This is a genomic window from Jiella pacifica (assembly GCF_010500815.1).
Taxonomy (GTDB): Bacteria; Pseudomonadota; Alphaproteobacteria; order Rhizobiales; family Rhizobiaceae; genus Jiella; species Jiella pacifica.
The window spans coordinates 203038-228958 of record NZ_JAAAMG010000007.1 but is presented as its reverse complement, the minus strand read 5'-3'; the positions used below and the strand labels follow the sequence as shown (position 1 = coordinate 228958).

Annotated in this window: 24 protein-coding genes and 1 pseudogene; 13 read left to right on the top strand and 12 right to left on the bottom strand. The window is 66.3% G+C overall.

The features are described 5' to 3' along the window. The first annotated feature begins 482 nt into the window (after positions 1-482). From GTK09_RS11150 to GTK09_RS11120, 7 genes are all read left to right on the top strand, one after another. Positions 483-1106, top strand: coding sequence for a TetR/AcrR family transcriptional regulator (locus GTK09_RS11150; protein ID WP_163463231.1), 624 nt, complete (start codon positions 483-485; stop codon positions 1104-1106). Positions 1107-1208: 102 nt separating this feature from the next. After that, a complete protein-coding gene (locus GTK09_RS11145; protein WP_163463230.1) occupies positions 1209-2387 on the top strand; it encodes an ABC transporter substrate-binding protein in 1179 nt (392 codons plus the stop codon). A gap of 72 nt (positions 2388-2459) precedes the next feature. Next, entirely contained in the window at positions 2460-3329 is an 870-nt protein-coding gene (locus GTK09_RS11140; RefSeq protein ID WP_163463229.1) for a branched-chain amino acid ABC transporter permease, read from the top strand. A 4-nt stretch (positions 3330-3333) separates the two neighbouring features. Continuing rightward, a complete protein-coding gene (locus tag GTK09_RS11135) occupies positions 3334-4311 on the top strand; it encodes a branched-chain amino acid ABC transporter permease (RefSeq protein ID WP_163463228.1) in 978 nt (325 codons plus the stop codon). Further along, positions 4308-5072, top strand: coding sequence for an ABC transporter ATP-binding protein (locus tag GTK09_RS11130; RefSeq protein ID WP_163463227.1), 765 nt, complete (start codon positions 4308-4310; stop codon positions 5070-5072). The genes GTK09_RS11135 and GTK09_RS11130 overlap by 4 nt, the downstream gene beginning before the upstream one ends. A 1-nt stretch (position 5073) precedes the next feature. Continuing rightward, positions 5074-5784, top strand: a complete 711-nt coding sequence (locus tag GTK09_RS11125; protein ID WP_312869794.1) for an ABC transporter ATP-binding protein — start codon at positions 5074-5076, stop codon at positions 5782-5784. Positions 5785-5801: 17 nt separating this feature from the next. Beyond that, positions 5802-6770 carry a dipeptidase gene (locus GTK09_RS11120; protein WP_163463225.1) on the top strand — a complete coding sequence of 323 codons (969 nt, stop codon included), beginning with the start codon at positions 5802-5804 and terminating at the stop codon, positions 6768-6770. 24 nt (positions 6771-6794) lie between these two features. On the opposite strand, the gene GTK09_RS11115 is transcribed toward GTK09_RS11120, so the two are convergent. The 3 genes and pseudogenes from GTK09_RS11115 to GTK09_RS11105 form a co-directional block, all read right to left on the bottom strand. Next, positions 6795-6941, bottom strand: coding sequence for a hypothetical protein (locus GTK09_RS11115; protein ID WP_163463224.1), 147 nt, complete (start codon positions 6939-6941; stop codon positions 6795-6797). 70 nt (positions 6942-7011) lie between these two features. Next, positions 7012-7164 (bottom strand): annotated as a pseudogene (locus tag GTK09_RS11110) (IS3 family transposase); the annotation flags it as partial. 66 nt (positions 7165-7230) lie between these two features. Further along, complete coding sequence (locus GTK09_RS11105) at positions 7231-8373, bottom strand: PLP-dependent cysteine synthase family protein (RefSeq protein WP_163463264.1); 1143 nt, start codon at positions 8371-8373, stop codon at positions 7231-7233. Between the two features lie 162 nt (positions 8374-8535). Between GTK09_RS11105 and GTK09_RS11100 the strand changes: the two genes are divergently transcribed. Then, positions 8536-9486 carry a LysR family transcriptional regulator gene (locus tag GTK09_RS11100; protein WP_163463223.1) on the top strand — a complete coding sequence of 317 codons (951 nt, stop codon included), beginning with the start codon at positions 8536-8538 and terminating at the stop codon, positions 9484-9486. Between the two features lie 63 nt (positions 9487-9549). On the opposite strand, the gene GTK09_RS11095 is transcribed toward GTK09_RS11100, so the two are convergent. After that, positions 9550-10131 (bottom strand): peroxidase-related enzyme, encoded by a 582-nt coding sequence (locus GTK09_RS11095; RefSeq protein WP_163463222.1) that lies wholly within the window; start codon positions 10129-10131, stop codon positions 9550-9552. After that, the gene (locus tag GTK09_RS11090; protein WP_163463221.1) at positions 10128-10640 is read right to left on the bottom strand and encodes a CMD domain-containing protein; all 513 of its coding nucleotides are present in this window, start codon (positions 10638-10640) and stop codon (positions 10128-10130) included. The genes GTK09_RS11095 and GTK09_RS11090 overlap by 4 nt, the downstream gene beginning before the upstream one ends. Positions 10641-10815: 175 nt before the next feature. On the opposite strand from GTK09_RS11090, the gene GTK09_RS11085 reads away from it, so the two are divergent. Next, a complete protein-coding gene (locus GTK09_RS11085) occupies positions 10816-12282 on the top strand; it encodes an NAD(P)-binding domain-containing protein (protein WP_163463220.1) in 1467 nt (488 codons plus the stop codon). Positions 12283-12394: 112 nt separating this feature from the next. On the opposite strand, the gene GTK09_RS11080 is transcribed toward GTK09_RS11085, so the two are convergent. The 7 genes from GTK09_RS11080 to GTK09_RS11050 form a co-directional block, all read right to left on the bottom strand. After that, positions 12395-13900: an ABC transporter substrate-binding protein gene (locus GTK09_RS11080; RefSeq protein ID WP_163463219.1), complete on the bottom strand. Its 1506-nt coding sequence runs from the start codon at positions 13898-13900 to the stop codon at positions 12395-12397. A 31-nt stretch (positions 13901-13931) separates the two neighbouring features. Continuing rightward, positions 13932-14861: an ABC transporter ATP-binding protein gene (locus GTK09_RS11075; protein WP_163463218.1), complete on the bottom strand. Its 930-nt coding sequence runs from the start codon at positions 14859-14861 to the stop codon at positions 13932-13934. Further along, entirely contained in the window at positions 14858-15874 is a 1017-nt protein-coding gene (locus GTK09_RS11070; RefSeq protein WP_163463217.1) for an ABC transporter ATP-binding protein, read from the bottom strand. The genes GTK09_RS11075 and GTK09_RS11070 overlap by 4 nt, the downstream gene beginning before the upstream one ends. After that, positions 15871-16728: an ABC transporter permease gene (locus GTK09_RS11065; RefSeq protein WP_163463216.1), complete on the bottom strand. Its 858-nt coding sequence runs from the start codon at positions 16726-16728 to the stop codon at positions 15871-15873. The genes GTK09_RS11070 and GTK09_RS11065 overlap by 4 nt, the downstream gene beginning before the upstream one ends. Positions 16729-16733: 5 nt before the next feature. Continuing rightward, positions 16734-17654 (bottom strand): ABC transporter permease, encoded by a 921-nt coding sequence (locus GTK09_RS11060; protein WP_163463215.1) that lies wholly within the window; start codon positions 17652-17654, stop codon positions 16734-16736. Then, complete coding sequence (locus GTK09_RS11055) at positions 17651-18517, bottom strand: alpha/beta fold hydrolase (RefSeq protein ID WP_246217841.1); 867 nt, start codon at positions 18515-18517, stop codon at positions 17651-17653. Before GTK09_RS11055 ends, GTK09_RS11060 begins: the two co-directional genes overlap by 4 nt. Positions 18518-18698: 181 nt before the next feature. After that, positions 18699-19331, bottom strand: coding sequence for a GntR family transcriptional regulator (locus GTK09_RS11050; protein ID WP_163463213.1), 633 nt, complete (start codon positions 19329-19331; stop codon positions 18699-18701). Positions 19332-19484: 153 nt separating this feature from the next. Here GTK09_RS11050 and GTK09_RS11045 point away from each other — a divergent pair, with 153 nt between their 5' ends. From GTK09_RS11045 to GTK09_RS11030, 4 genes are all read left to right on the top strand, one after another. After that, on the top strand, positions 19485-21578 hold the full coding sequence (locus GTK09_RS11045) for a hydantoinase/oxoprolinase family protein (RefSeq protein WP_163463212.1): 2094 nt from the start codon (positions 19485-19487) through the stop codon (positions 21576-21578). Beyond that, positions 21575-23245 carry a hydantoinase B/oxoprolinase family protein gene (locus GTK09_RS11040; RefSeq protein ID WP_163463211.1) on the top strand — a complete coding sequence of 557 codons (1671 nt, stop codon included), beginning with the start codon at positions 21575-21577 and terminating at the stop codon, positions 23243-23245. Before GTK09_RS11045 ends, GTK09_RS11040 begins: the two co-directional genes overlap by 4 nt. 61 nt (positions 23246-23306) lie before the next feature. Then, positions 23307-24398, top strand: coding sequence for an NAD/NADP octopine/nopaline dehydrogenase family protein (locus GTK09_RS11035; protein ID WP_163463210.1), 1092 nt, complete (start codon positions 23307-23309; stop codon positions 24396-24398). A gap of 273 nt (positions 24399-24671) precedes the next feature. Further along, the gene (locus GTK09_RS11030) at positions 24672-25919 is read left to right on the top strand and encodes an adenylate/guanylate cyclase domain-containing protein (protein ID WP_163463209.1); all 1248 of its coding nucleotides are present in this window, start codon (positions 24672-24674) and stop codon (positions 25917-25919) included. The last annotated feature ends 2 nt before the right edge of the window (positions 25920-25921 follow it).

The following is a 25921-nucleotide window of genomic DNA, read 5'->3' as shown; positions in this document are numbered from 1 at the left end:
GTCGACTAGACGGCGGGCACCTATTCGACGGCCTCCCGATAGCTCTGGCGTGCACCTTCGCATCGATCATCACCATCGCTTGGTAGGAGACCGGATCGAAGGGGTTTTCACCGGCACGATCTAACGCCCGAACAGCCAGGACAAGCGCCCCGCGTCGAGAGATCGCCGCGCGTGAAGGGCTCCGGCCCGGGCGTAATGCCGCAGTGCGCGAAGAAAAGCTGTGTTTCGGCGCTGCCGCGTGACCTCGATCGATGAGGGCTTTGCTGTTGTTTCAGAGACGTGTCAGCGTGTCCTCATGCTGATCGGCGGCGTGACCATACGCCGATTCCCAGACGCAGGGGCGCGGCGCCTGGCATGGCGGAAGCAGCCCTCGACGAAACCAGATGCCGGACCTCTGGATGATTGCAAAATGGGCACCCTCTGCGGCTGCTATTGACATGTACAGAAAAACCAGCTGGTCTGTTTCTAAATGAGGAGCTGTCGTGTCGACCAGCGAGCGAAGAACCCAGGAACAGCGCAGCGCGGAGACACGCAAGCTTCTCCTTGCCGCAACCGTCCGGTCGCTCATGGAGGTCGGCTACGCCAAGACCACGACCGCAGGAATCGCCCGCCGTGCCGGCGTCTCGCGTGGCGCGCAGACTCATCATTTCCCGGACAAGATGGCCCTGATTGTCTCCGCCACGGAGGAGATGTTCGACAATTTCGCCACCGGTCTCGAACGGCTCGCCGCCGATCTGCGCGAAGGTCCGCTGACCTATGACGGCTTCTTCGACGCGGTCTGGGCCGACATCCTCGAGGGCGAATGGTTCTATTCCTCGCTCGAGATCATTGTTGCAGCCCGAGGTGATGCCGAACTCAGGGGCCATCTTGCTCCTCTGATCCTCGATCTTCACGAACGTTTCGAGCTCACGTGGTCGCACACCTTCGTCGCCGCCGATCCGCAGATCGTCACGGCGCGCGTCGCGCTCAATCTGATGATGAACGTCTTTCGGGGGATGGCCGTTCAGGCGGTCCTGAGACGGGACGAAGAATACTTCCGCGAAATGCTGGCCGCGCTCAAGGCCATCCTCGCCATTCATGTCCGACCGGTCCGTCCCGGAGAGTGATCAAGAAACAAACAGGTTGGTCGGTTTTTACTCGGGCACATGCCCCAATCACAAGCGGCGGAAAGCCGTGGTCTCAGTCAACACGAACGACAGGAGTTGCAGATGAGAAAGATCACCGCCCTGTTTGCCATGCTCGCCTTTGCGGCGGCTCCGGCCTTCGCACAGGACGCCGGCTGGGAGACTCAGGGTCTCACCGACGACAGCATCACCATCGGCGTCATGGGGCCGTTCTCCGGAAACGCCTCGTCCTACAGCAAGGCGATGGTCGGCATGATGGCCTATTATCAGAAGATCAATGATGAGGGCGGCGTACATGGCCGCAAGCTCGTCGCCGTGCAGGAAGACACCGCCTGCGACAGCGCCAAGGGGCTTGCCGCCGCCAAGAAGCTGATCTCCCAGGACCAGGTCTTCATGCTTCAGGGCAATTCCTGCTCGGGCGTCGCGGTCGCTCTTCGGCCCGTCGTCGAGGAGTCCGGCATTCCCTGGATCGTCGCCCAGGCGGTGAGCGATTCCATCTCCGCGCCGCTCGCCAGGAACATCTTCCACGGCGTTCCCACCGGCAGTGCCAATGGCCGCGCCATGGCCTCCTTCGTCCTGTCGAAGCCCGACACGAAGAATGTCGCGATCATCGAGCACTCCAACGACTGGGCGCACAGCTACTCCGACCCGGCAAAGGAATATCTGAAGGAGCAGGGCATCACCCCTTCGCTCGAGCTCACCATGGAGCGTGGCCAGACGGACGCGACGGCCCAGGTCCTCCAGCTTCGCGAGGCGAAGCCCGACTTCATCATCGCCGCCCTCTACGAGGCGGAGACGGCGATCTTCCTGAAGGACCTGAAGAAATACGGCCTCGGCGAGATTCCCGTGATGGGCACCGCCGGCACCGACCTCGAAAACACGCTGAAGCGCACCGGCGATTTCGACACGGTGAAGAACTACTTCGTCATCCACTCCTATGTGGACAATCTCGACGGCCCGAAAATGGAAAAATGGGCCGACATGATCAAGAAATACTATCCCGACGAGGAGCTTTCGACCTTCTCCTTCGTCTCGATCGGTTCGGCCGAGGCACTGGTCTCCGCGCTGGAAAAGATCGGCCCGGACCTCACCCGCTCCAAGCTGATTGCGGCGCTCGAAGAGGTGCGTGATTTCGATACCGGCATCCTCTCCGATCCCATAACCTGGACGCCGGAAGACCATCAGGGCGTCAAGGGCTCCGCCGTTGCCGGCTTCGTCGACGAGAAGCCGACGGTGCTCAAGGCCTGGGGCCAGCCTTACTGATCGAGCCCCCCGCATCGAATGCAATTGCCGGACGCCGCATGACGGCGCCCGGCCTTGCCAAGGGAACGACGCATGTTCATGCAGCTCACCCTGAGCGGGCTCGCCCAGGGCGCGATCTACGCGCTCATCGCCCTCTCGCTCACGGTCGTCTATCGCTCGACCACGGTGGTGAATTTCGGCCATGGCGATTTCGTCATGGCGGGGGCCTTCCTGTCCTATGTGCTGGTGGTGCTCGGCGGCGTCGCTTTCCTGCCCGCCGGGGCGTTGGCGGTCGTCGCCATGTTCGTGCTGGGTGTCCTGTTCAATCGCGGGCTCATCCGGCCGATCCTCGGGGGGCCGCATATCGGGCTCGCGCTGATGTGCATCGCCGGCGGCTACGTTCTGCGGGGAATCGCCCGCATGGTCTGGGGCCGCGAGGTTCTGCCCATGCCGCCGGTCTTCGACATGCCGCCGATCTTCTTCGGCTCGCTGGTCATCACCGGCGACGCGATCGTCATCATCTCGACGGTTCTCGTGCTGCTCCTCTGCTTCTTCGGCCTTCTGGCCCTCACCGATCTCGGCAAGATGGTCCAGGCGGTCTATCAGAGCCCGCGCGGCGCCCGGCTGATCGGGCTCAATGTCGATCGGTTCAACGATGTGAGCTGGGGCGTCGGCGCGGCGCTCGGCGCGCTCGGCGGCATTCTCGTCGCGCCGGTGACGCTGCTCCACCCCGATCTCGGCGCCTCCTTCCTGATCAAAGGCTTCGCAGCGATGACGCTGGGCGGCTTCGGCTCGCTGGGCGGGGCGGTTCTGGGCGGCGTCCTCCTCGGCATCGGCGAGCAATATGCCGGCGCCTATCTCGACAGCTCCCTCATCGAGATCACCGCTTACGTGATCATCGTCCTCGTTCTCTTCGTCCGTCCCCAGGGGCTCCTCGGCCGCAAGGCCGTGGTGAAGGTGTGACGCCATGAAGATGCCGACCGCCCGCCAGCGCCGTCTCCGCACGATCCTGTTCTGGGCCGTGCCAGCCATTCTCCTCCTCGTGCCGCTTGGGACCAACGCCTACACCCAGTTCATCGTCAACGGCATGCTGATCTCGACCCTGGTGACGCTGGGCTTCACCATCGTCATCGGCAATCTTGGCCAACTCGCCTTCGCCAACACCGCCTTTTTCGGCATCGGGGCCTATGGTTCTGCGATCCTGGCGGCGAAGCTCGGTGTGCCCTGGCTCCTGACCATTCCGATCGCCGGCGTCTTCGGCGCCGCTGGCGGCTTTCTTGCCTCGGCCGCGGCCCTGCGCGGCATCCGCTCCTATTATCTCGCCATCATCACGCTCGCCTTCGGGGAGTTGATGCGCTGGAGTTATCTCCACGCCAAGCCGCTGACCGGCGGCACCGACGGCCTTCCGATGCCGCGCGAGACGCTTTTCGGGACCTCGCTCACCGACGATACGGTGAAATTCTACGTCTTCCTCGTGGTCACCGTGCTTCTGGTGAAGGCGACCGCGAACCTGCTCGCCTCGCGTTTCGGCCGCGCCGTCATGGCGGTGCGCGAAAACGAGGTGGCGACCGCATCGCTGGCCATCCCGACCTCGCGGGTGATCCTCGTCACCTTCATCTGGTCCGGCTTCGTCGTCGGCTGCGCCGGCGCGCTGTTTGCCCGCCACATCGGCCACGTCTTCCCCGAAAGCTTCGGCATGCTCCATCTGATCGCCTCCTTCGCCATGGTGCTGGTGGGCGGTCTCGGCTCGGTTCTCGGCGCGGTCCTCGGCGCGGTGATGCTCACGGCGCTGCCCGAATATCTGCGGGCCTTTCCGGGCATGGAGGAGCTCTTTTTCGGTCTCATCGTCGCGGCGGTGCTGGTGGCCCTGCCGATGGGGCTCGCCAGCCTGCTTCGCCGCCTGTCGCCGATCTTCGTCGAGCGCTTTTACCGGGAGGCGAGATGAGCGATCTTCTGATCGTAGAGGGGCTGAGTGTCCGCTTTTCCGGGCTGACGGCGCTGGAAGACGTCTCGTTCCGGCTGAACCGGGGCGAGGTCCGCGCGGTGATCGGCCCGAACGGCGCCGGCAAGTCGACGTTGTTCAACGCCATCTCCGGCTATGTCACGCCGACCTCGGGCACCGTCCATCTCAATGGCGAGCCGCTGACGGTGCTGACGCCCCATGCGATCGCCGAGCGGGGTATTCGCCGTACCTTCCAGAATGGCGGCCTGTTTCCGGCTTTGACCGTGCTCGAGAACGTACTCACCGGCCTGCACGCCCAGACCGAGGGAACTTTTTTCGACATTCTTTTCGGCCGTCGCAAAGCGCTGGATTCGGAGGCCGCGAACATTGCCCGGGCGCGCGATCTCCTGAAGCTCATGTCGATGGAGCATATGGCCGACACGCCTGCCGGGGATCTCTCAGGGGGGCAGCAACGCATCGTCGAGATCGTGCGCACGGTGGCCTCCGATCCGCCGGTGCTTCTGCTCGACGAGCCTGCCGTCGGCCTCTCTCCCGTCGCGCGGGACCAGATGATGGACATCATCCGGCGTCTCGCCGGCGAAAAGGGCGTCGGCATTCTTCTGATCGAACATGCGGTCGAACTGGTGATGGCGGTGGCCGACAAGATCCTCGTCATGGCAGCGGGCAAGCGCATCGCGCAGGGAACGCCCGACGAAATCCGCCAGGACCGCGCCGTGCTGGAGGCCTATCTCGGACATGCCTGACGTGACGCCTCTTCTTCAGATCCGCGACCTGCATGTCGGCTACGGCCAGAAGCCGATCCTGCGCGGCGCGTCCTATGACGTCGTGCCGGGCGAATGCCTGACGCTGCTCGGCGCCAATGGCTCCGGCAAGTCGACCGCGATGAACGCGATCTGCGGCTTCGTGAAGCCCTCTTCCGGGTCGATCCTGTTCGAGGGGCAGGAGACAGCCGGCCTGCCGCCGCATCGCATCTTCGCGCTCGGCATCGCCCAGGTGAGCCAGGCGCGTGACCTCTTTCCCGATCTCAGTGTCGAGGACAATCTACGGCTCGGCGCCATGCGCCGCGGCGGGCGCGAGATGGCGAAGACGCTGGCGGAACTCTACGAGCGCTTCCCGCGCCTTCACGAGCGCCGGCGTCAGGTGACGCGCACGCTGTCCGGCGGCGAACAGCAGATGGTCGCGATCGGCCGCGCGCTCATGTCGCGTCCCCGCATTCTCCTTCTCGACGAGCCGTCCGGCGGGCTCTCGCCGCAGTTCTGCGAGGAGATCGCCCAGATCGTCGACGGCCTGAAGGAAGACGGCGTGACGATGCTGATGGTCGAGCAGAACCTGAACCTGGCCTTTCGCCTCGCCGATCGGTTCATCGTCCTTCGCGACGGCGCAGTCGTCGATGGCGGCGACGTGCGCGCCATGGCCGGCGATCACGACGCGATCGTGCGCAGTATCTATCTTTGAGAACGAGGGAGAAACCCATGACGACGCTGCATGACGATCTGATCGTCTTCGACGGGCTCATCATTTCCGACTGGGGGCGGCCGGTCTTCGAGGCGATGCACAAGGGTGGGCTTACCGCCGCCAACTGCACCTGCTCGGTCTGGGAGAATTTCCGCGACACCATGCTCGCGATCGGCGAGTGGAACCGGCAGTTCCGCGACCATTCCGACCTGATCGTGAAGGCGAAGACCGTCGCCGACATCCGCCGGGCCAGGGAAGAGGGCAAGACCGGGATCGTTCTCGGCTTCCAGAACACCTCGGCCTTCGAGGACAGGCTGGAATTCGTCGAGCTCTTCAAGGAGCAAGGCGTCGGCATCGTCCAGATGACCTACAACACCCGCAATCTGGTGGGCTCGGGCTGCTATGAGAGCCGTGACGACGGCCTGTCGGATTTCGGCCATGAGGTCGTCGCCGAGATGAACCGGGTCGGCATGCTCTGCGACCTGAGCCATGTGGGCTCGCAGACCTCGCGTGACGTGATCCTCGCCTCGAAGAAGCCCGTCGCCTACAGTCATTGCCTGCCGGCGGGTCTGAAGGTCCATCCGCGCAACAAGAGCGACGAGCAATTGCGCTTCATTGCCGAGCACGAGGGCTTCGTCGGCGTCACCATGTTCCCGCCGTTCCTCGCGGCCGGAAACGACGCGACCATCGACGATTATGTCGCCGCGATCGATTACATCGTGAACCTCGTCGGCGAAGAGCGTGTCGGGTTCGGTACCGACTTCACCATGGGCTACGGGGCGAAATTCTTCGAATATCTCAACCGCGACAAGGGCTATGCCCGTCAGCTCACCGAGATCTGGGAGGTCAAATTCCCAGACGGCCTCGGCTCGATCGCCGACTTCCCGAACCTCACCGCTGCCATGGAGCGTGCCGGCTGGTCGGAAACGAAGATCCGCCGGATCATGGGAGAGAACTGGCTGACGCTGCTGGAAGAAGTTTGGTGAGAACGGCGACCTGACCGCTCTCCTTTACAGCGATTTTCCCGACACAGACGGGTCGATGCGATTGCTCGGAATGGTAAAACCGTCGCTCTCCTGCAGATGTGATGCGCCGGAAAACAGGTGCGGATAGTCGTCGATCCGCCCCTCAACCGCCGGAATGCCGACTTCGCGCATCAGTTCGACGGAGCGTTGTCTGGTCTCGGCCCGCGTCAGCTGGCGTAAGAGGCCCGGTAGGACCTCTTCATGTGGCCACAAGCGTGAAGTCGCTGACCCACAAGGCATTCGTCCGCGGCGCCTGGAACAGGCGGTTGACCCGATCCAGTGGACAGAGTGCAGCCTTGTCGCTGATCGTCGTCCTCACCGGCCTGCCGCGGACGACGCCCCTCAGGCCTCTGCCTGGCATCGGGGGTGAGATGAGCGGCTCGTCACTTCGCCGAGCCAATCTCGCAATCGGCTTCGACCGTCACGGCGCAATAGCCGGCATCGACCCTTCCCCCTCGAACCGGCCGGTGTCCAGAAACCGCTCGATCGTTTCGCAATGGGGCCCGATGTCGATGCCCTGAGCCGCCAGCCAGGCGTCGTCGTAATAGGTGGCGGCGTAGCGCTCGCCGCTGTCGCAGATCAGCGATACCAGCGATCCCTCCTCGCCGGTCTTCATCAGCTCCGCCGCGATGAGGCAGAGCGCGTAGAAATTCGTGCCGGTCGAGCCGCCGACGCGGCGAAACAGCCGCCCCGAGAGAACCCGCATGGCGGCGATCGAAGCTGCGTCCGGGATCTTGATCATGTGGTCGATCACTTCCGGCACGAAGGAGGGTTCGACCCGGGGCCGCCCGACCCCCTCGATGCGCGAGGGCGTCTCGCAGCGCGAGCCGCGCCCGCCGCCGTGATAGGCGTCGAAGAAGGCGGAGTGTTCGACGTCGACGACGCAGAGCCGCGTGTCGAGATTGCGATAGCGGATGTAGCGGCCGATGGTCGCCGCGGTGCCGCCGGTGCCGGCGCTCATCACCACCCAGCGTGGCACCCGATGGGCCTCGGCGCCCATCTGCGCGAAGATGCTCTCGGCGATGTTGTTGTTGCCGCGCCAGTCGGTTGCCCGCTCGGCATAGGTGAACTGGTCGAGATAGTAGCCACCGGCTTCTGCGGCGAGGCGCGCGGCGGTGTCGTAGACCTCGCCGGGCGCATCGACGAAATGGCAGTGGCCGCCGAAGCGCCGGATCGCCTCGATCTTCTGGGCGCTGGTGGTCTGCGGCATGACCGCGATGAAGGGCAGGTCGAGGAGATTGGCGAAATAGGCCTCGCTGACCGCCGTCGAGCCCGAGGAGGCCTCGACGAGCGTCGTCCCCTCGCGGATGCGGCCATTGCAGATCCCGTAGAGAAACAGCGAGCGGGCGAGGCGGTGCTTGAGGCTGCCGGTCGGATGGGTGGACTCGTCCTTCAGATAGACCGAGATGCCCTTGAGGCCCGGGAAGATCGGCTTGACCAGATGGGTGTCGGCCGAGCGGCGGCCGTCGCCCTCCAGAACCGTCATGGCGCGCCGCGACCACTCGCGGTCGGGGCAGGGCGGCAAAGGCATCGGGTCGTGACCCATTCTCGCGTCGGTCGTCATCGCCATGTCACCGTCTCCTCATGCATGCCGTCTATGCACCGTCCACCCAGTCGCCAGACTGACGCCGGCAGTCTCCAGCCTCGGCTTCCATCGGGTCTCATCGATGTCGCCTGAGTGGCTGGCATGATGTTTGATCGCAATCGTCTGCCGGATAGAATGCGAATGATGAAACATATCGCGCTCGATTCCCGCCAGCTCGAAGCCTTCGCCGCCGTCATCTCGATCGGTAGCGTCACCGGCGCGGCACGCACCCTCGGGCGCTCGCAGTCGGTCGTCACCAGGCAGATTCAGGATCTCGAGGCCACCCTCGGCTTTTCGCTGTTCGATCGCAACGGCCCGCGCATCGCGCCGAGCGAGCGGGCGATGCGCTTCCATGCCGAGGTGGAGCGTTACCTCACCGGCCTGGCGATGATGGGCGAGCGCATCGAGGCGATCAGGGCCGGCGCGCCCCCCGCCATCGACATCGCCGCGACGCCGGCGCTGGCGTCCAGCCTGGTGCCGAAGGCGCTGGCGCGGCTCGGCGAGGCGGCCCTGCCGCGGCAGATCCATCTCCATTCCGGATCCGCCGAGGAGGTGGTCCGCCAGATCGTCGGGCGAACCGCCGATCTCGGCGTCGCCAGCCTGCCCCTCGACCATCCGGGCATGGAGACCTGCTGGATTGGCGAGGCGCCCTGTGCCGCCGTGTTGCGCGAGGACGATCCGTTGGCCGCCCGGCCGGTCGTCGCCCTGAAGGATCTGGCCGGGCGCCGGATCATCGCCATGGCCAATCCCTACCGGTTGCAGAGCCGCATATCGGCGGCGCTTGCGGCCAACGGCGTCGAGCCGGGGGCGACGATCAACACCAACACCTCCCAGGCCGGAGTCGCCCTTGTCAGGGAAGGTCTCGGCATCGCCATCACCGAGCCCGTCACCGCCTTTGCCGATCTGCCGAAGGGCGTGACGGCGCGCCCGCTCGACGTCGCCATCGACTATCTCTTCGGCGTCGTCGTGCCGGCCGGCGAGCCGCGCTCCGAGGTGACGCGGCTGTTGTCGGAAGCGCTGCGATCGGTCGCAGAGGAGCAGCTTCCCGCGATCGGATTCAGGGCCGGGCGGAGCGAAGGCCCGGCGGGGTAGGGCGCTGCATTCCCGTTCGGCCGGCACCGCGGCGGCCATGCCCGTGCCGGCGGCCATGTCCGCTCAGCCCTCTGCCGCTACCGGCTCGCCCAGCGTATGCATCAGCCGGTTCGCCCATCCGAAGATCGCCGCGGACATGACGAGGTCGAGGATCTCGATTTCCGAGAGCCCGGCGGCGCGCAGCCGCGCGACGTCGCTCTCCTCCGCCTCCGGCGGAAAGGCCGAGAGTTTGACGGAGAAGTCGAAGATCGCCTGTTCGCGCTCCCCAAGCTCGGCCTTCGCCTCCTTGGCGAAGATCTCGGCCATTGTCGCTTCGTCGCCGATGAGCTGGTTGTAGCGGCTGGCGTGGACCGCCGCGCAATAGACGCAGCGATTGACCACCGAGGCGCCGACGGCGCCGAGTTCGCGCTCGGCGCGCGACAGGCCGTCGCGGCCATACATGATGCCGTTGAACAGCGGCGAGCGGTGGGAGAGCGACTCCGGATCGTGGGCGAGGGTCAGGACGTAGTCGGAGACCTTCTTGTTCGACGGCGTCACCTTCATCGCCGCCAGCTGCGCCGCGCTCGCCTCTTCCAGCTTCACCGGCGTCACATAGGGGCGCCATTCGGGAACCGTGGCGGTGAATTCGTGAACGACCCGGCTCATGCGGATTTCTCCATCGAAGTCTTCATCAAGCGAAGGCCGATCACCAGCCGGGACTGATAGCCGAGAAAGGCGCAGAGCTCGGCGAGGCGAACGATGTCGGCCTCCGCCACGCCGGCCGCCTTCAACGCCTCGACATGCTCGCGGGTCGCAGTCTTCGGCGCGGCGATCAGCCTGTCGGCATGGCGCAGCAGGGCATCGAGCCGTTCGTCGCCGGAAAACGTGTCCGGGTCGGCGAGGCCGGCATGGTCGTACCAGTCGTCGCAGGTGGTGAAGCGTTGGTAGTAGTGATCCTTCATCGTCTCGTCGCCAAGACGCTCCGACGCCCGGACCGCGATGATCCCCCGAACTGCGTGGGGAAGCCCGCCGGGGTCCTCAGGGGCGAGTACCGCCTCGGCGCTGGCGTCGCTGAGGGCGACGAGCTCCGCCCGCTGCGCCAGAGCCCGGACCACCTCGTCCGTCGGGCGCAGATGGGCGAGTTTGGCGACGAGGGTCGCGCTCACGTCGGTCATGGTGATCCGCCCTCCTTCTTCGGTCGGTCAGTCCCTAATATGAATACCCTTGAATTTGTCATTATAATAGGTCTTTCATGCAAAAAACGAATTCTTGCTGTCGATGACCGGGAGAGGCGGGCGAGCGTGGTCTCCGACCGGGTGTCAACGGGCCCATCGCGAAGGAAGCTGACCCATGAACACCGACCTCAGCATTGAGGGCCTATCCGGCCTCGAGGAGCGGCTTTCCCAGGATCTCGAGTTTCTGCAGCTGCCGGCGCGAAACTGGGTCCCGCCGCGTCGCCACCAGAGCCAGATCGTCCGCGACGTGCTGATCGTCGGGGGCGGCATGTGCGGCCTTGCAGCGGCCGCCAGGCTGAAGCTCCTCGGCGTTCACAACACGCTCGTTCTCGACCGGGCGTCGCAGGGGCGGGAAGGGCCGTGGGTCACCTATGCCCGGATGCGCACCCTGCGCTCGCCCAAGCAACTCGCCGGCCCCGCCCTCGGCCTGCCGGCGCTGACGTTCCGGGCGTTCTTCGAGGCGCAGTTCGGGCGGCTTGCCTGGGACACGCTCGACAAGATCGATCGGACGACGTGGATGGACTATCTCGTCTGGTACCGGAAGGTTCTGGATCTTCCGGTGCAGAACGAGACCCGCGTCGAGACGATCGAGAGCGACCGCGACGATCCCGCCCTCTTCGCCGTCACGGTCGAAAGCGCCGGCACGCGGCGGACGATCCATGCGCGCCACGTGGTGCTCGCCACCGGCCGGGCGGGGCTCGGCGGCAAGGCGGTGCCGGACGTCTTCCAGGCGCTGCCGCCCGAGTTGTGGTCCCATTCGGAGGACGCGATCGACTTTGCGGCTTTGAAAGGGAAGAAGGTCGGCGTCGTCGGCGCCGGAGCCTCGGCGGTCGACAATGCGGCGGTAGCCCTCGAACAAGGTGCTGCGAGCGTCGATCTGTTCATCCGCCGCAACGACATTCCCCGGGTCAACAAGTTCACCGGCATCGGCAGCCCCGGCGTGGTTCATGGCTTCGCCAGCCTGCCGGACGACGAGAAATGGCGCTTCCTCGACTACGTCATCACCGAGCAGACCCCGCCGCCGCGCGACAGCGTGCTGCGGGTGTCGGCTTTCCCGAATGCGCGGTTTCACCTTTCGAGCCCGATCCACGAGGTGAGCGCCGAAGGCGGACAGGTAACGCTGACGACCGCGCGCGGGACCTACCAACTCGATCATCTGATCCTCGGCACCGGCTTCAACGTCGATCTCGGCGAGCGGCCGGAGCTTGCGGCCTTCGCGCCTCACATCCGCTTCTGGGGCGACCGCTTCGAGCCGCCGAAGGGCCAGGAGAACGCCGAACTGGCGAACTCGCCCGACCTCGGTCCGGGCTTCACGTTCCAGGAGAAGCAGCCCGGCGCCTGTCCGGCGCTGAAGCGGCTCCACTGCTTCAACTATGCCGCGACGCTCTCGCACGGCAAGCTGTCGGGCGACGTTCCGGCCGTCAGCGAGGGAGCCGACCGCTTGGCGCGGGCCATCGTCGCCGACCTCTTTTCCGCCGATCGCGATCGCCATTTCGCAGACCTTCAGGCCTATGACACGCCGGAAATCCTCGGCGACGAGTGGCAGGATGCTGATGCGCCGGAGGCCGTCGGCCAAGGCTGAGGCTCCTTCCGAACGAAAAAAGGGCCGACCGGCGGCCGACCCTTCTCGATGGCATGGACAGCCCGAGCCCTCCGTCGGCTGTACGAGGAGAGCCAGGGTGTCTGATCGGGTGTTACGTCTTCGGCTTCATGTCGAAGGCGCGGACCCAGTCGTCGCCGCGGGCCTGCCAGGTGACGTCGTCGGAGACGCCGTAGGTCTCGGGCTGCACGTAGAGGAAGCCCGAAGCCGCCTCGTCGCACATCAGCTTGGTCGCCTCGGCATAGATTTTCTGGCGCGCGTCCTTGTCGGTCGTCTCGCGGCCCTCGTCGAGCAGCTTGCCGAAAGCCTCGTTGCCCCAATAGTCGTAGACATTGCCGGGGGAGAACATGGTCAGCATGCCGTCGGCGTCGATGGTCGGCCAGGCAAGCCCTTGAACGGCCATCTGGGCGAGGTCCCGGCCCTCGATCTGCTTCTTCATGAAGGCGCCGAACTCGATCTCGGAGATCTTCATGTTGAGCCCAAGGGAGGTCAGCTCCGAAGCGATGACCTGCGTCACCTCCTCGCCCTGGAGATAGCGCGCGACCGGCACCTCGATCTCGATCGGCTGGGAGAGATCGACGCCGGACTCGGCGAAGAGTTCCGCCGCCTTGTCGGGATCGTAGGGGTAAGGCTCCAGCTCGGGATTGTAGCCGAAATAGTCCTTCGAGAGGATCTGGCACTGGGAGACGGTCGCCTTGCCGTCGAAGATCGCATCGGCGATGCCGGTTTTGTCGATCGCATAGTTCACCGCCTGCCGGAACTTCAGATTGTCCATCGGCGGCTTTTCGTGATTGAACTTGATCAGCATCGAGCGGGTGGAATCCACCGCGCCGGCACTGGCGTTGTCGGCCGCGTCGATCCGGGCGATCTCCGAGGTCGGAATGCCGGTGATCAGGTCGACCTCGCCGGCGAGAAGAGCGGCGATCCGGCTGCCGGTTTCCGGAATGGTGCGGAAGTTCACGGTCTGAAAGGTCGGCTTGTCGCCCCAATAGTCCGGATTGGCCTTCAAGGTGATGCGGTCGCCGGGGACGTTCTCCTCCACCGCATAGGGGCCGCCGGACAGGGTCTCGGTCGCCGGATTGTGCGTCTCGGCCCATTTCGGCGGCAGCAGCAGGAACATCGAGAGCTGGTCGGCCAGCGCCGGATAGGGCGCCGAGGTCTTCACCTCGACCGTCGTCGGGTCGATGACGTTGACCTCGGAGACCAGCGAGAACCAGCCGGCGATGCGGGCGCCGACCTTCGGATCGCGGACCCGGTCGAGATTCCACTTCACCGCCTCGGCGTCGATCTTCTCGCCGTCGGCATAGGTCGTCCCTTCCGCCAGCTTGAAGCGCCAGGTCGTCGGGTCGACCATCTCCCAGCTCGTGGCCAGCGACGGCTGCAGCTTCAGGTCCGGGCCGCGCAGGACGAGCGCCGGATAGATGTGGCTGAGAACGCTGAGGTCGGAGCCGACCGTGCCCGTCATGTGCGGGTCGAAGGTGTTGACCGCCACGCGCAGCGCGATGGTCACCTCGCCCTCCTGGGCAAAGCTCGGCAGTGCCGTGGAGGCGGCGAGCGCGGCTCCAAGGCATAAGGATCTGAGGGTCGTCCTGAACTGCATGCTGCCTCTCCTGTTCGATCGGGGGTGGTGGTTATGCAAGAAGGAAATGGTCGGGACCGACCTCGCGCAGCGCAGCGTCCGGGGCCGGCGGATTGGCGTCGACGTCGTAGGCGAGATGTCGGCGATTTGCCTCGATGTCGGGATCGGGCACCGGGATCGCCGAGAGCAGCGCGCGCGTATAGGGATGGCGCGCATCGGTGAAGATCGCCTCGGTCGGCGCCATCTCGACGATCCGCCCCCGCAGCATCACCGCCACCCGGTGGCAGAGATAGCGGACCATCGACAGGTCGTGGGCGACGAACAGATAGGCGATGCCGAGGCTTTCCTGCAGGTCCTGGAAGAGATTGACGATCTGTGCCTGGATCGAGACGTCGAGGGCGGTGATCGGCTCGTCGGCGACGATGAAGCTCGGCTCCATGGCGACGGCCCTCGCGATGTTGACGCGCTGGCGCTGGCCGCCGGAAAATTCGTGCGGATAGCGCTTCATGAAGGCCGGATCGAGCCCCACCCGGCGAAACAGCTCGGCCGTGCGGTCGGCCCGTTCGCTGCCCTTGGCGAGCTTGTGCACGATCAGCGGCTCGGCAACGAAATCGCCGACGGTCATGCGCGGGTTGAGCGCCGCGTAAGGGTCCTGGAAGACCACTTGCATCTCGCGCCGGAAGGGCTTCAGCTGGCGCGGCGACAGCCCGACAAGGGACTGCCCGCGGAACAGGACGTCGCCGCCGGTCGGGCTTTCGAGCTGCAGCACGACGCGGCCGGTCGTGCTCTTGCCGGAGCCGGATTCGCCGACGAGGCCGAGGGTTTCGCCGGGCGCGATGTCGAAGGAGATGCCGTCGATCGCCTTGACGGCGAACTTGCTGGCGCCGAGGAAGCCGCGCCCGCCGCCATAGTGCTTCGTCAGGTCGCGGACCGAGACGAGCGGGGCGTCGGCCGAGGATGTGGCTGAGGTCGGCCGCGTCATCGCTCCGTCCCCTGTTCGGCGGCCAGCAGCGCCGGCAGATCGTACCACGCCGCCACCTGATGGCCGGGCGCCATGCCCTCGATCTGGCGAAGCGGCGGGGTCTCGGTGAAGCAGCGGGGCGTCGCGAAGGGATTGCGCGGGGCGAAGGGATCGCCCACCGGCGGTTCCGTCAGATCCGGCGGCTGGCCGGGGATCTGGTAGAGCCGCTTGGTCAGGCGGGTCTCGCCATGGGGCAGGGAGCGAAGCAAGCCCCATGTGTAGGCGCTGTGCGGCTGCTTGAAGATCGAGCGCACCGGCCCGCGCTCCATGATCCGGCCGCCATACATCACCTGCACATTGTCGGCGAGGCCGGCAACGACGCCCATGTCGTGGGTGATCCAGATGACGGTGGTGCCGAAGCGCTTCTTCAGGTCGCGGACGAGATCGAGCACCTGCGCCTGCACGGTCACGTCGAGGGCCGTGGTCGCCTCGTCGGCGATGAGGAGCTTCGGGCTGCAGGCAAGGCCGATGGCGATCATCACCCGCTGGCGCATGCCGCCGGAAAACTGGTGCGGATACTGGCCGATGCGCCTGTCGGCACTGGGGATGCCGACGAGATCGAGAAGCTCGACCGCCCGCTCCCGCGCCTTGCGCCGCGACAGGCCTTCGTGGCGGGTCAAAGGCTCGATCAGCTGACGCTCGACGGTGAGCACCGGGTTCAGCGAGGTCATCGGGTCCTGGAAGACGAAGCCGATCCGCCCGCCGCGAATGTTTCGGAGCTCGGCCTCGGACAGCTTCAGAAGATCGCGCCCCTCGAACAGAACGCTGCCGGAGACGATGCGGCCCGGCGGGCGCGGGATCAAGCCGAGCATGGCGAGCACGTGGACGCTCTTGCCCGAGCCGCTCTCGCCGACAATGCCGAGGGTCTCGCCCGCCTCGATCGTATAGGAGACGTCGTTGACGGCGTGAACGGTGCCACCCTCGGTGTCGAAAACGACGGAAAGGTTCTTCACCTCGAGAAGCGGCGCCGTCATTTCAGCCCCCGCTGCTTCGGATCGAAATAGTCGCGCAGCCAGTCGCCGACGAGATTGACGCTGAGGACGGTGAGGACGATCGCAAGGCCGGGGAAGGTGACGATCCACCAGGCGGTGGACAGATAGGTCCGCCCGTCGGCGAGCATGCGGCCCCAGCTGGGGGCCGGCGGCGGCACGCCAAGCCCGAGGAAGGAGAGGGCGGCGTCCATGATGATCACCCGCGCAAGTTCCAGCGTGCCGACGACGAGGGCCGGCGTCAGGACGTTGGGCAGGATGTGGCGGAACATGATGCGCAGGGTGCCGGAGCCGATCGCCCGGGCCGACTGGACGAATTCGCGCTCGCGCACGGCAAGCACCTGGCCGCGGATGATGCGAGCGTAGCGGATCCAGCTGGTCAGAGCGAGGACGATGATGATGTTACGAAGGCTCGGGCCCAGCGCCGCGACGACGAGGAGCGCCAAGAGCATCAGCGGGAAGGCGAGCTGGATGTCGACGAGCCGCATCAGGATGCGGTCGGTCATGCCGCGGAAATAGCCGGCGACGATGCCGAGGCCGACGCCGACGATGCCGCCGAGGATGACGGCGGCGGCCGCGACGGCGAGCGTCACTCGGCTGCCGTAGATGATGCGGCTGAGGATGTCGCGGCCGAGCTGGTCGGTGCCGAGCGGATGGGGCCCGGGGCTGAAGAGTCCGGTCCAGGTCGGCGGATCGAGCCGCGCCGACAGGCTGCCGCGCACCGGGCTGTCGAGGCCGAGCACCGGCGCCAGAAGCGCCGCGAGGACGAAGATCGACAGGATGATCCAGCCGAACAGGCCGGCTTTGGAGCGAAGGAGGGCGGAAAAGAATGACCGCATGGCCGTCACCGCCTTTCCCGGATACGCGGATCGAGCAGCCCGTAGAGAAGGTCGATCGCGAAGTTGATGACGACGAAGATGAAGGCGATGAGCGCGACGCCGGCCTGGATCACCGGGAAGTCCTTGGTCTCGATCGCCTGGATGATCAGCCGGCCGACGCCCGGCCAGGAAAACACCGTCTCGGTGACGACCGAGCCGCCCAGAAGCTCGCCCATGATGATGCCGATCATGGTGACGACGGGGATCAGCGCGTTGCGTCCGACGTGCCAGACGAGGATTACCCGCGGCATCAACCCCTTGGCCCGGGCAGTGCGCACATAGTCCTCCTTCAGGACGTCGAGGAGGTTGGAGCGCAGGAGCCGGGCGATCGAGGCGGAGACGAACACCGCGAGCGTGAAGGCCGGCAGGACGAGATGGGCGGGCGTGCCGTAGCCGCCGGTCGGCAGCCAGCGGAGATCGACGGCGAAGAACAGGATCAGCATGATCCCCAGCCAGAACACCGGCGTCGCCTGGCCGAGCAGCGCGAACAGCATGACGACCAGTTCGGCGAGGCGGCCGCGATTGAGCGCTGCGATGGTGCCGGCGACGACCCCGAGCAGGGTGCCGAGGATGAGCGCGGTGAAGGCCAGCTCCATCGTCGCCGGCATGCGTTCGAGCACCACGCCCATCGCCGGACGCCCGAACTGGAACGACTGGCCGAAATCGCCGGTGGCGATGTTGCCGAGGTAGCTGAGATACTGAAGGAAAAGCGGCTGATCGAGGCCGAGATCGGCCTGCAGCCGCGCCATCTCCTCGGGCGAGGCGCCGATCGGCAGGAGCAGCGCCGACGGATCGCCGAGGATGCGGGTGACGAAGAAGACGATCGTCACGACGCCCCAGATCGCGATGGCCGATTCGGCGAGTTTTCCAAGGAGATAGCGGATCAAGAGCCGGAACCCGTCGCTGCCGCCGCGCCGGCCGGGCCGGTGCGTGAGAGGAAGTCGCGGGTCCTTGCGATCACCGCCTCGTTCGCCTCGAAATGGATGGCGTGGTTCGCCCCCTCGACCTCGAAGAGCTCGGCGGCGGGGATCGCCTCGGCGATCAGCCGGGAGTGGTTCGGCGGACAGATCCAGTCCTCCGCCCCGACGATGACAAGCGTCGGCACCGCGATTTCGGCGAGACGGTCGCGCAGATCGTAGCTGCGCTCCTTGAACAGCGCGTTGTGGGTCTCGGCGTGAAACCGCATCTTGCGCACGCGCTCCAGCGCGGCGTCCGGGTCGAAGCGCTCGAAATAGAGCGGCTGCAGCGCCAGCCAGATGAGCCGCAGCTCGGTGTCGTCGATGACGGTGTCGGAAAACACCTTGCGCAGCATCGCGACGGAAGCGCTCGGCGCCTTGTGGATGCGCGCCTTGAAGGTCTCGAAGGCGTCGTCCTCGTTGTGATGGCTCGCCGCCGTGCCGCGCAGGATCAGCCGAGAGGCGCCCTGCGGATATTTGACGGCATAGGTCAGCGCGATCATGCCGCCGAAGGAGCCGCCCTGGAGAATGATCCTGCGGGCGCCGAAATGCTCGAGCCGGATGGCCTCCAGATCGTCGGCGAACTGCTCGAAACTGTAGGGCGGCGTCAGGCTGCTCTCGCCGCAGCCGCGCTGGTCGTAGGCCATGACGCGGTACTCATCGGCGAGCGGCAGCCAGGCGTCGTACTCGCCGAAACGATCGCCGATGCCGCGCCCGCCATGGATCGCCACGAAGGGTTCCGCGTCGCTCCGGCCGGCCTCGTCATAGACGAAGCGGGCGCCGTTGAGATGCATCGTCGGCATTCTGAACGTGGACCCCTAGCGAAATGATCGGCGGCGACCGGCGCAATGCGCCAGGCGGCGGATCGCCGCTGCGCAGCCGAGACAAGCGAGTGAACCAGTTATTGGCGCCAATTTCAAACTCAATTGCACGACGGGCCGAATTTTTTGTGCAGAAGGTACGCCTGCCTAACGGCTAGGCGCCCCGATCCTTCAGCGTCACGTGACGTGCCGTGACCTCCCGCAGCCGCTCCGCGTCCTTGAGGCGCAGAGCCTCCACCATCTCGAAATGCTCGTGCGCCGAACGGTCCATACGGGCGGGCGTGTTGTTCGCCCGTTGGACGGAGATCGGAATGCGCCAGCGCAGATCCCAGATGATCTCGATGATCACCTGGTTGTGGCAGGCCTTGAGGAGTTCGCGGTGAAAGGCGTGGTTCGCCTCGTCCTGCTCGCGGATCGTCCCGGTCTTGACCGTATCGGCGAAGATGGTGGCGAGATAGGACAGCCGGGCGAGCATACCGTCGGTGACATTCGCCACGAGCTCCTCGGCGATCGACGTCTCGACCTTGGCGCGGGCGTCCATGATATCGCGTACCAGGGCGTCGTCCATCGACGGCACGTAATAGCCGCGATTGCGCACCCGCTGCACCAGTTTGCGCGACTGCAGGGCCTCCAGCGCATGGCGAAGCGCGATCCGGGTGCAGCCGTAGCGCTCCTCCAGGTCGATCTGCTTCAGCCACATGCCGGGCGCGAGGGTGCCGCGATAGATGTCGGTCTCGATCGTCCTGGCGAGCGTGGCGGTGTCCTGCGCGGCGGTTTCCTCGGTCATGAAGGGGCTCGTCCTCAAGGCATCGAAAGCGATTTGGTCATTGCTAGCACGAGCACGCGACGTTGACATCGGAAGAAATTGGCGCCAATTTGGATTCATACGATCTGCGCGGGCTCTGTCGCGCCGTCTTTCCAACCATCTGCGAGGCCGCTCTTGTCTCCCGATCGACCCAACGATCCGTCGTCGCGCATCCGGGTGGGCGTCGATTCCGGTGGCACCTTCACCGACATCTGCGTCTTCGACGAAGCCGAGGGCGACGTCTTCGTCTGGAAGGTCTCGAGCACGCCTGCCGACCCTTCCGAAGCCATCGTCGCCGGGATCGTCGAGGGGCTCGGCGCCCATGAAGGCGGTGCGCTGGATCCCGCCCGTGTCGGCTATTTCGGCCACGGCACCACGGTCGGCACCAACGCCCTCATCCAGGGTCGCGGCGCCGAGACCGGGCTGATCACAACCCGGGGCTTTCGCGACGTCCTCGAAATCCGCCGCCAGAAGCGTCCCGAGCTCTACGACCTCCAGGCCGACAAGCCGCCGCTGCTCGCCACCCGTGACAAGCGGCTGGAAGTGACCGAGCGCGTCCTCTTCGACGGCACGGTGATGACCCCGCTCGACGAGGACGAGGTGCGGCTGGCCGTGCGCCAGCTGAAGGAGGAGAAGGTCGCGGCGATCGCAGTCTGCACGCTGTTCTCCTTCATCCAGCCGGCCCACGAGGCGCGGATCCGCCAGATCGTCGAGGAGGAGTATCCGGGCGTCTTCATCTCGGTGTCCCACGAGATCGCCCCGGAATTCCGGGAATACGAGCGGCTGACGACGACGGTGGTGAACGCCTATCTCGGCCCGATCATGCGCGCCTATCTGGAGCGGCTGTCGCCGCGGGTGGCGGCCGCCGGGCTGACCCTGGAGCCGCATCTGACCCAGAGCAACGGCGGCGTCATTTCCTGCGACACCGCCAAGGAACAGCCGGTGCGCACCGTGCTCTCAGGCCCCGCCGCCGGCGTCATGGCGGCGCTCGCCATCGGCCGCGATATCGGGGCGCCCAATCTCATCACCTTCGACATGGGGGGCACCTCCAGCGACGTTTCGCTGATCGACGGCGGCCGCCCGCAGATGGCCAACGACATCGAGATCCACGGCTATCCCCTGAAGGTGCCGATGCTCGACATCCACACGGTCGGCGCCGGCGGCGGCTCGATCGCCCATGTCGATGCAGGGCTCCTCAAGGTCGGCCCGCGCAGTGCCGGCGCTGCACCCGGCCCGGTCTGCTACGGGCTCGGCAACGACGAGCCGACGGTGACCGACGCCAACGTCGTCCTCGGCATCCTCAACCAGACCCATCTCCTCAACGGCCGGATGCCGATCGACGCCGCCGCCTCGCATGCGGCCATGGAGCGCCTGGCCGAGGCTCTCGGAATCGGCGTGATGGACGCGGCCCAGGGCATCATCCGCGTCGTCATCGCCAACATGGCCAAGGCGATCCGGGTGATCTCCGTCGAGCGCGGCTACGATCCGCGTGACTATACGATGCTGGCCTTCGGCGGCGCCGGGCCGATCCACGCCGCGCGCCTCGCCGCCGAACTCGACATCCCTCGCATCGTCATTCCCAAGCATCCCGGCATCATGTGCGCCCTCGGCCTCTTGCAGTCCGATCTGCGCACCAATCTGTCGCTGACCCGCATGACGCGGCTATCGGACGACGTATTGCCGACGCTGGAGGCCGGCTTCCGGCAGCTCGACCAGCGGGCCGAGGAGTGGTTCACCACCGAGGCGATTGCTCCCGCCGACCGCCGCGTCCTGCGCGCCGTCGACATGCGCTATGGCGGCCAGGGCTACGAGCTGACCGTCGACTGGCCGCAGGACGTTGCGGGCGAGGGCGTCCTTGCCGCGCTGCGGGCCAATTTCGAGGCAGCCCACCGCCAACTTTATGGCTATGTCGCGAGCGAGGAGCCGATCCAGGTCACGACCCTGCGCATCGAGGCGGTCGGCACCGTGCCGAAAGTGGCGATGAAGTCCCATCCCGCGGCGACCGGCCCTGTGTCGGGCGCGGTGGTCGGCGAGCGCCGGGTCTATCTGCCCGAGCGCGGCGATTTCGTCGCTGTCCCGCTCTACGACCGCACGAAGCTCGATCCGGGCCACGATGTGGCGGGTCCCGCCGTCATCGAACAGATGGATTCGACGACGCTGGTTCTGCCGGGCCAGATGGCGCGCGTCGACCGCTTCCTCAATCTCACGATCGAGAAGACACGCTCATGAGCGCCCTCGCGAAGAACCCCGAGACCGGCGACACCGCCGTCACCGTCGATCCCGTGACGACCGCGGTCATCGGCAGCGCGCTCAGCACCATCGTCGAGGAGATGGGCAAGGCGATCGTGCGCGCCGCCTATTCGACCAACATCAAGGAGCGGCAGGACTGCTCCACGGTGATCTTCGACCGCAAGGGCCGAACCGTCGCCCAGGCCGAGCGCATCCCGGTCCATCTCGGCTCGCTGCTCGGCATCGCCGACTACGTCTTGACCCATGTCGATCTGGAGACGGTGCGCCCGGGCGACGTCTTCATCGGCAACGACGCCCATACCGGCGGCGGCACCCATCTGAACGACATCGTCTTCCTGGAGCCGGTGTTCTTCGGCGGCGAGCTCGTCGCCTGGGTGACCAACCTCGCCCATCACTCCGACTTCGTCGACCGCGGCCATGCCCACATCTATCAGGAGGGGCTGCGGATCCCGCCGATCCGCCTCTACCGAGAGGGCGTTCTGCAACAGGACATGATGGATCTCGTCCTGCTCAACTGCCAGGTGCCGGGCGAGCGGACCAACGATTTTCGCGCCCAGATGGCGGCCAATCGGCTGGGCGTCCAGCGCTATCAAGCGCTTTGCGAGAAATATGGCGAGCCCGTCGTCGCGGCGGCGAGCGAGGAGATCATCGCCTATGCCGAGCGCAAGACCCGCGCCGGCATCGCCACCATTCCCGACGGCGTCTACGAGCATGCCTGCCGCTTCGACACGCCGTCCTATGACGAGATCCTCGATCTGAGGGTCAGGGTGGAGGTGCATGGCGAGGAGATCACCGTCGATCTCGCCGGCAACCCGGCACAGGTGCGCGCCGGCATCAACATGGTGCTGACCGCGACGCTGGCGACGGTGTATTTCGCCGTGAAGTCCCTGATCGACCCGGACATTCCGGCCAATTCCGGCTTCCATCGGCCGATCCACGTGAAGGCGCCGGAAGGTTCGGTCTTCAACGCCGTCTCGCCCGCCGCGGTCTATACCCGGACCGACATCGGCCAGCGCCTCGTCGACATGATCTATACTGCGCTTTCGGAGGCGATCCCCGAGCGCATCTGCGCCGCCTGCACCGGCGGCGGTCTGTTGACCTTTTCCGGCATCCACCCGCGTACCGGCCGCTTCTACGTCTACAACGAGATGTGCGGCGGCTCGATGGGCGGAAGGGCCACCAAGGACGGCCTCGACGGCGTCCAGGTCCACACCACCAACACCGCCAACATCCCGATCGAGGCGCTGGAATACGAGCACCCCGTCCTGGTCGAGCGCTACGAGCTCGTCGAGGATTCCGGCGGTCCCGGCAAGTGGCGCGGCGGCATGACCATGCGCCGCCAGGTGCGGGTCCTCGATCACGTCGCGACCGTCAATGCCGGCGGCACCAACTCCAAGGTCGCCCCCTGGGGCCTCTTCGGCGGCCACGACGGGCGTGTCACCAAGGTCGAACTCGGCGAGGGCGTCGCACCGCTGGTCAACCGCAACGGTTCGCTCGCGGCCGGACAGACGCTCGCCATGATCGCGTCCTCCGGCGGCGGCTACGGCGACCCGAAGGAGCGCGACCGCGATCTGGTGCGCCGCGACCTGAAAGAGGGACGGATTTCGAAGGCCGCGGCCCGCGAGATCTACGGGCTCGACGTCTGATGCCAATGCTTACCGTCGCCGCTCGCCGCCGCAAACCGGGCTGCCAGCCGGAGGTAGCGTCGTGAAGGTCGCGATCCTCGGGGCGGGGGGCGTCGCCCTCGGCTATGCCGCCCATCTCGCCGAGCGAGGCCACAGACCGGTGGTCTGGTCGCCCTCCGGCGCCGGGACGAAGGATCTCGTGGGGCTGGCGCTCCGCCTGTCCGGGATCCTCGACGGCGACCGTGCGGTAGACGTGGCGCAAGGCGTCGAGGAGGCGGTCGCCGACGCGGCGGCCGTCGTCGTGGCGCTTCCCGCCAATGGCCATCGCGCCGTCATCGACGCTGCCGTCCCGCATCTGCGCGACGGCCAGACGGTCATCGTCAGCGCCCAGCTTTCCTTTTCGGCCAGCTACTGCGCCATGCGGCTGCAGGAGCGCGGCATTGCCGCGCCCGTCGTCGCCTGGGCGACCACGGCACTGCTCGGCCGGCGCACCGGGCCGAACGCGGTGACGATCGGCGGGCTGCGCGACATGCTGGAAATGGCGGTGCTTCCCGCCGCTGCCGGTGTTCCGTCGCTGGCGCTCTGCAAGGACCTGTTCGGCGAGCGCTTTCGCCTCGTCGACGACGTCGTCGCGATCGCCCTTTCCAATCTCAATCCGCCGATCCACATGGCGAGCGCGCTCTGCAACCTGACCCGCATCGAAAAGGCGGAATGGTGGGGCAACTACGACGGCATCACCCCGGCGGTGGCCCGGCTGATCGAGGCGCTCGACGCCGAGCGCCTCGGCCTTGCCGAACATTGCGGCGTCATGGTGCGCAGTGCCGAGGAGCATTACCGGCTGACCTTCGGCTTCGCACCCGGCCTGTCGATCGCCGAGATGGCCGCGGCCGTCCATGCAAGGCGCAAGGGCCCCCCGGGCCCGACCTCCCTCGACACCCGCTTCGTCACCGAGGACGTGCCCTTCGGCATCGTGCCGCTGATCGAACTCGGGCGATGGCTCGGAATGGACCTCCCGCTGCACGCGGCGGGGGCTCGCCTCCTGTCGGCCCTCTATGGTCGCGACCTCGCCGCCGACAACGACCTTCTTCCGCTCGTCGATCTGGCGGGGGTGCTTTCCGGCATCCCCCTCGGTGGCGCGGACTGCAAACGACCGGCTGGACCGTCGACGCCCTGAGCGCCCGGTCGGCCATCGGCCGCGCTCGGGTCAGGAACAGCTGAAGTCGACGTCGAAGCGGGCGGCCGAACGAAGCCGCTCTGCTGCGGTGCGGGGGATGGAGCCCGCTTGCCGCAAAACGTGATTTGCCGCCCCTCGGCTCTTGGTATGTGAGTGGCCATTCTCGAAGGCCGTCGGTCGGGATTCGCCCTTGCTGCGACCAGCCCGGCCACCGCGACATACGGCCTATACCGATCCCGGCCCGTTGATTTTCGGGCCCTGAAGGAAATTGCCATGGAGCAGATTCGCTCAGTAGCGCGGCCGCAGGTCCTTGAGGACGGGAACTGGCCCGCGCGCCGGACCGAAATCCTCGACTGGCTCGTCCAAAGGACATCCGACGAGCGGTTCATCGACGTCATTTTCCAACAGCTTTGCGACCGGCTCGTCGGCGCCGGTTTGCCATTGGCGCGGGCGACGCTGCACTTCCGCATCGAGAATCCGCAGTGGTTCGGCGCGCGCATCATCTGGCGAGAAGGGATCGGCCAGCCGGAGGTGACGACCTTCGAGCACGGCACTCTCGACACGGTCGGATATGCCGGCAGCCCCATCGCCGCGGTGCATGACGGCCAGGACGAAGTGCGCTGGGACCTTAAGGCCGGCGATGCCGACGCGGCCGGCTCGTCCCTGTTCGGGCAGCTGCGCGAGGAGGGGCTGACCGACTACGTCGCCTGGCCGTTGCGGCACACGCTGGGCCGGCGACATGTCGTGACGTTTGCGAGCGACGCACCTCGAGGTTTTTCGGACGAAGATCTGGTGCTCCTGTTCGATCTCCTGCCGGTCCTCTCCCTGGTCAGCGAGATCCGGCTGAAGAACCGCCTCGCCCGGACGCTTCTCGAGACCTATGTCGGCCCCCATGCCAGCGAAGCGATCCTCGCCGGAGCGATCACCCGCGGCAGCGGCTCGACGGTTGCGGCGGCGATCATGGTCTGCGACCTCAGGGAATTCACCCACATTTCCGATCTCTGGCCCCGCGACGACGTGATCGAGCTCCTGAACAGCTATTTCGATGCGATCTGCGAGCCGATAGAACGTCATGGCGGCGAGATCCTGAAGTTCATCGGCGACGGGCTCCTGGCGATCTTTCCGCTCGATCGGCCGAGCGCCTGCCATGACCTGCTCCGGTCAGTCGCCGAAGCGCGGCAGGCGATGGACCGGCTGAATGCCGAGCGGCTGGCCGAGGATCGCGACGAATTGCACTATGGTGTCGGCATCCATGTGGGCGACGTGATGTATGGCAACATCGGTTCGCGGCGGCGGCTGGACTTCACCGTCATCGGCCCGGCGGTCAACGCCGCCTCGCGCCTCGAAAACCTCACCAAGCTGGTCAAGCGGCCGGTCCTGGTGTCAAAGGCCTTTGCCGACATGGCGGAGTGTCGGCTTGGGCTCGAAGATCTCGGCTCCTATCCGCTGCGCGGCTTCGGCGAAGAGATGCAGGTCTTCGCCTTCCGCGACGACTGGATCGTGACGGCCGATTCCGCCTGACC

What these genes read in the sequence shown, in the direction of transcription:
- GTK09_RS11115 (WP_163463224.1), bottom strand. Translation starts at nt 6,941, where the DNA reads ATGCGCGAAGTCGGCATTCCGGCGGTTGAGGGGCGGATCGACGACTAT.
- GTK09_RS11120 (WP_163463225.1), top strand. Translation starts at nt 5,802, where the DNA reads ATGACGACGCTGCATGACGATCTGATCGTCTTCGACGGGCTCATCATT.
- GTK09_RS11075 (WP_163463218.1), bottom strand. Translation starts at nt 14,861, where the DNA reads ATGACGCGGCCGACCTCAGCCACATCCTCGGCCGACGCCCCGCTCGTC.
- GTK09_RS11140 (WP_163463229.1), top strand. Translation starts at nt 2,460, where the DNA reads ATGTTCATGCAGCTCACCCTGAGCGGGCTCGCCCAGGGCGCGATCTAC.
- GTK09_RS11090 (WP_163463221.1), bottom strand. Translation starts at nt 10,640, where the DNA reads ATGACCGACGTGAGCGCGACCCTCGTCGCCAAACTCGCCCATCTGCGC.
- GTK09_RS11100 (WP_163463223.1), top strand. Translation starts at nt 8,536, where the DNA reads ATGATGAAACATATCGCGCTCGATTCCCGCCAGCTCGAAGCCTTCGCC.
- GTK09_RS11085 (WP_163463220.1), top strand. Translation starts at nt 10,816, where the DNA reads ATGAACACCGACCTCAGCATTGAGGGCCTATCCGGCCTCGAGGAGCGG.
- GTK09_RS11135 (WP_163463228.1), top strand. Translation starts at nt 3,334, where the DNA reads ATGAAGATGCCGACCGCCCGCCAGCGCCGTCTCCGCACGATCCTGTTC.
- GTK09_RS11145 (WP_163463230.1), top strand. Translation starts at nt 1,209, where the DNA reads ATGAGAAAGATCACCGCCCTGTTTGCCATGCTCGCCTTTGCGGCGGCT.
- GTK09_RS11030 (WP_163463209.1), top strand. Translation starts at nt 24,672, where the DNA reads ATGGAGCAGATTCGCTCAGTAGCGCGGCCGCAGGTCCTTGAGGACGGG.
- GTK09_RS11105 (WP_163463264.1), bottom strand. Translation starts at nt 8,373, where the DNA reads ATGACGACCGACGCGAGAATGGGTCACGACCCGATGCCTTTGCCGCCC.
- GTK09_RS11055 (WP_246217841.1), bottom strand. Translation starts at nt 18,517, where the DNA reads ATGCATCTCAACGGCGCCCGCTTCGTCTATGACGAGGCCGGCCGGAGC.
- GTK09_RS11070 (WP_163463217.1), bottom strand. Translation starts at nt 15,874, where the DNA reads ATGACGGCGCCGCTTCTCGAGGTGAAGAACCTTTCCGTCGTTTTCGAC.
- GTK09_RS11130 (WP_163463227.1), top strand. Translation starts at nt 4,308, where the DNA reads ATGAGCGATCTTCTGATCGTAGAGGGGCTGAGTGTCCGCTTTTCCGGG.
- GTK09_RS11065 (WP_163463216.1), bottom strand. Translation starts at nt 16,728, where the DNA reads ATGCGGTCATTCTTTTCCGCCCTCCTTCGCTCCAAAGCCGGCCTGTTC.
- GTK09_RS11095 (WP_163463222.1), bottom strand. Translation starts at nt 10,131, where the DNA reads ATGAGCCGGGTCGTTCACGAATTCACCGCCACGGTTCCCGAATGGCGC.
- GTK09_RS11080 (WP_163463219.1), bottom strand. Translation starts at nt 13,900, where the DNA reads ATGCAGTTCAGGACGACCCTCAGATCCTTATGCCTTGGAGCCGCGCTC.
- GTK09_RS11050 (WP_163463213.1), bottom strand. Translation starts at nt 19,331, where the DNA reads ATGACCGAGGAAACCGCCGCGCAGGACACCGCCACGCTCGCCAGGACG.
- GTK09_RS11040 (WP_163463211.1), top strand. Translation starts at nt 21,575, where the DNA reads ATGAGCGCCCTCGCGAAGAACCCCGAGACCGGCGACACCGCCGTCACC.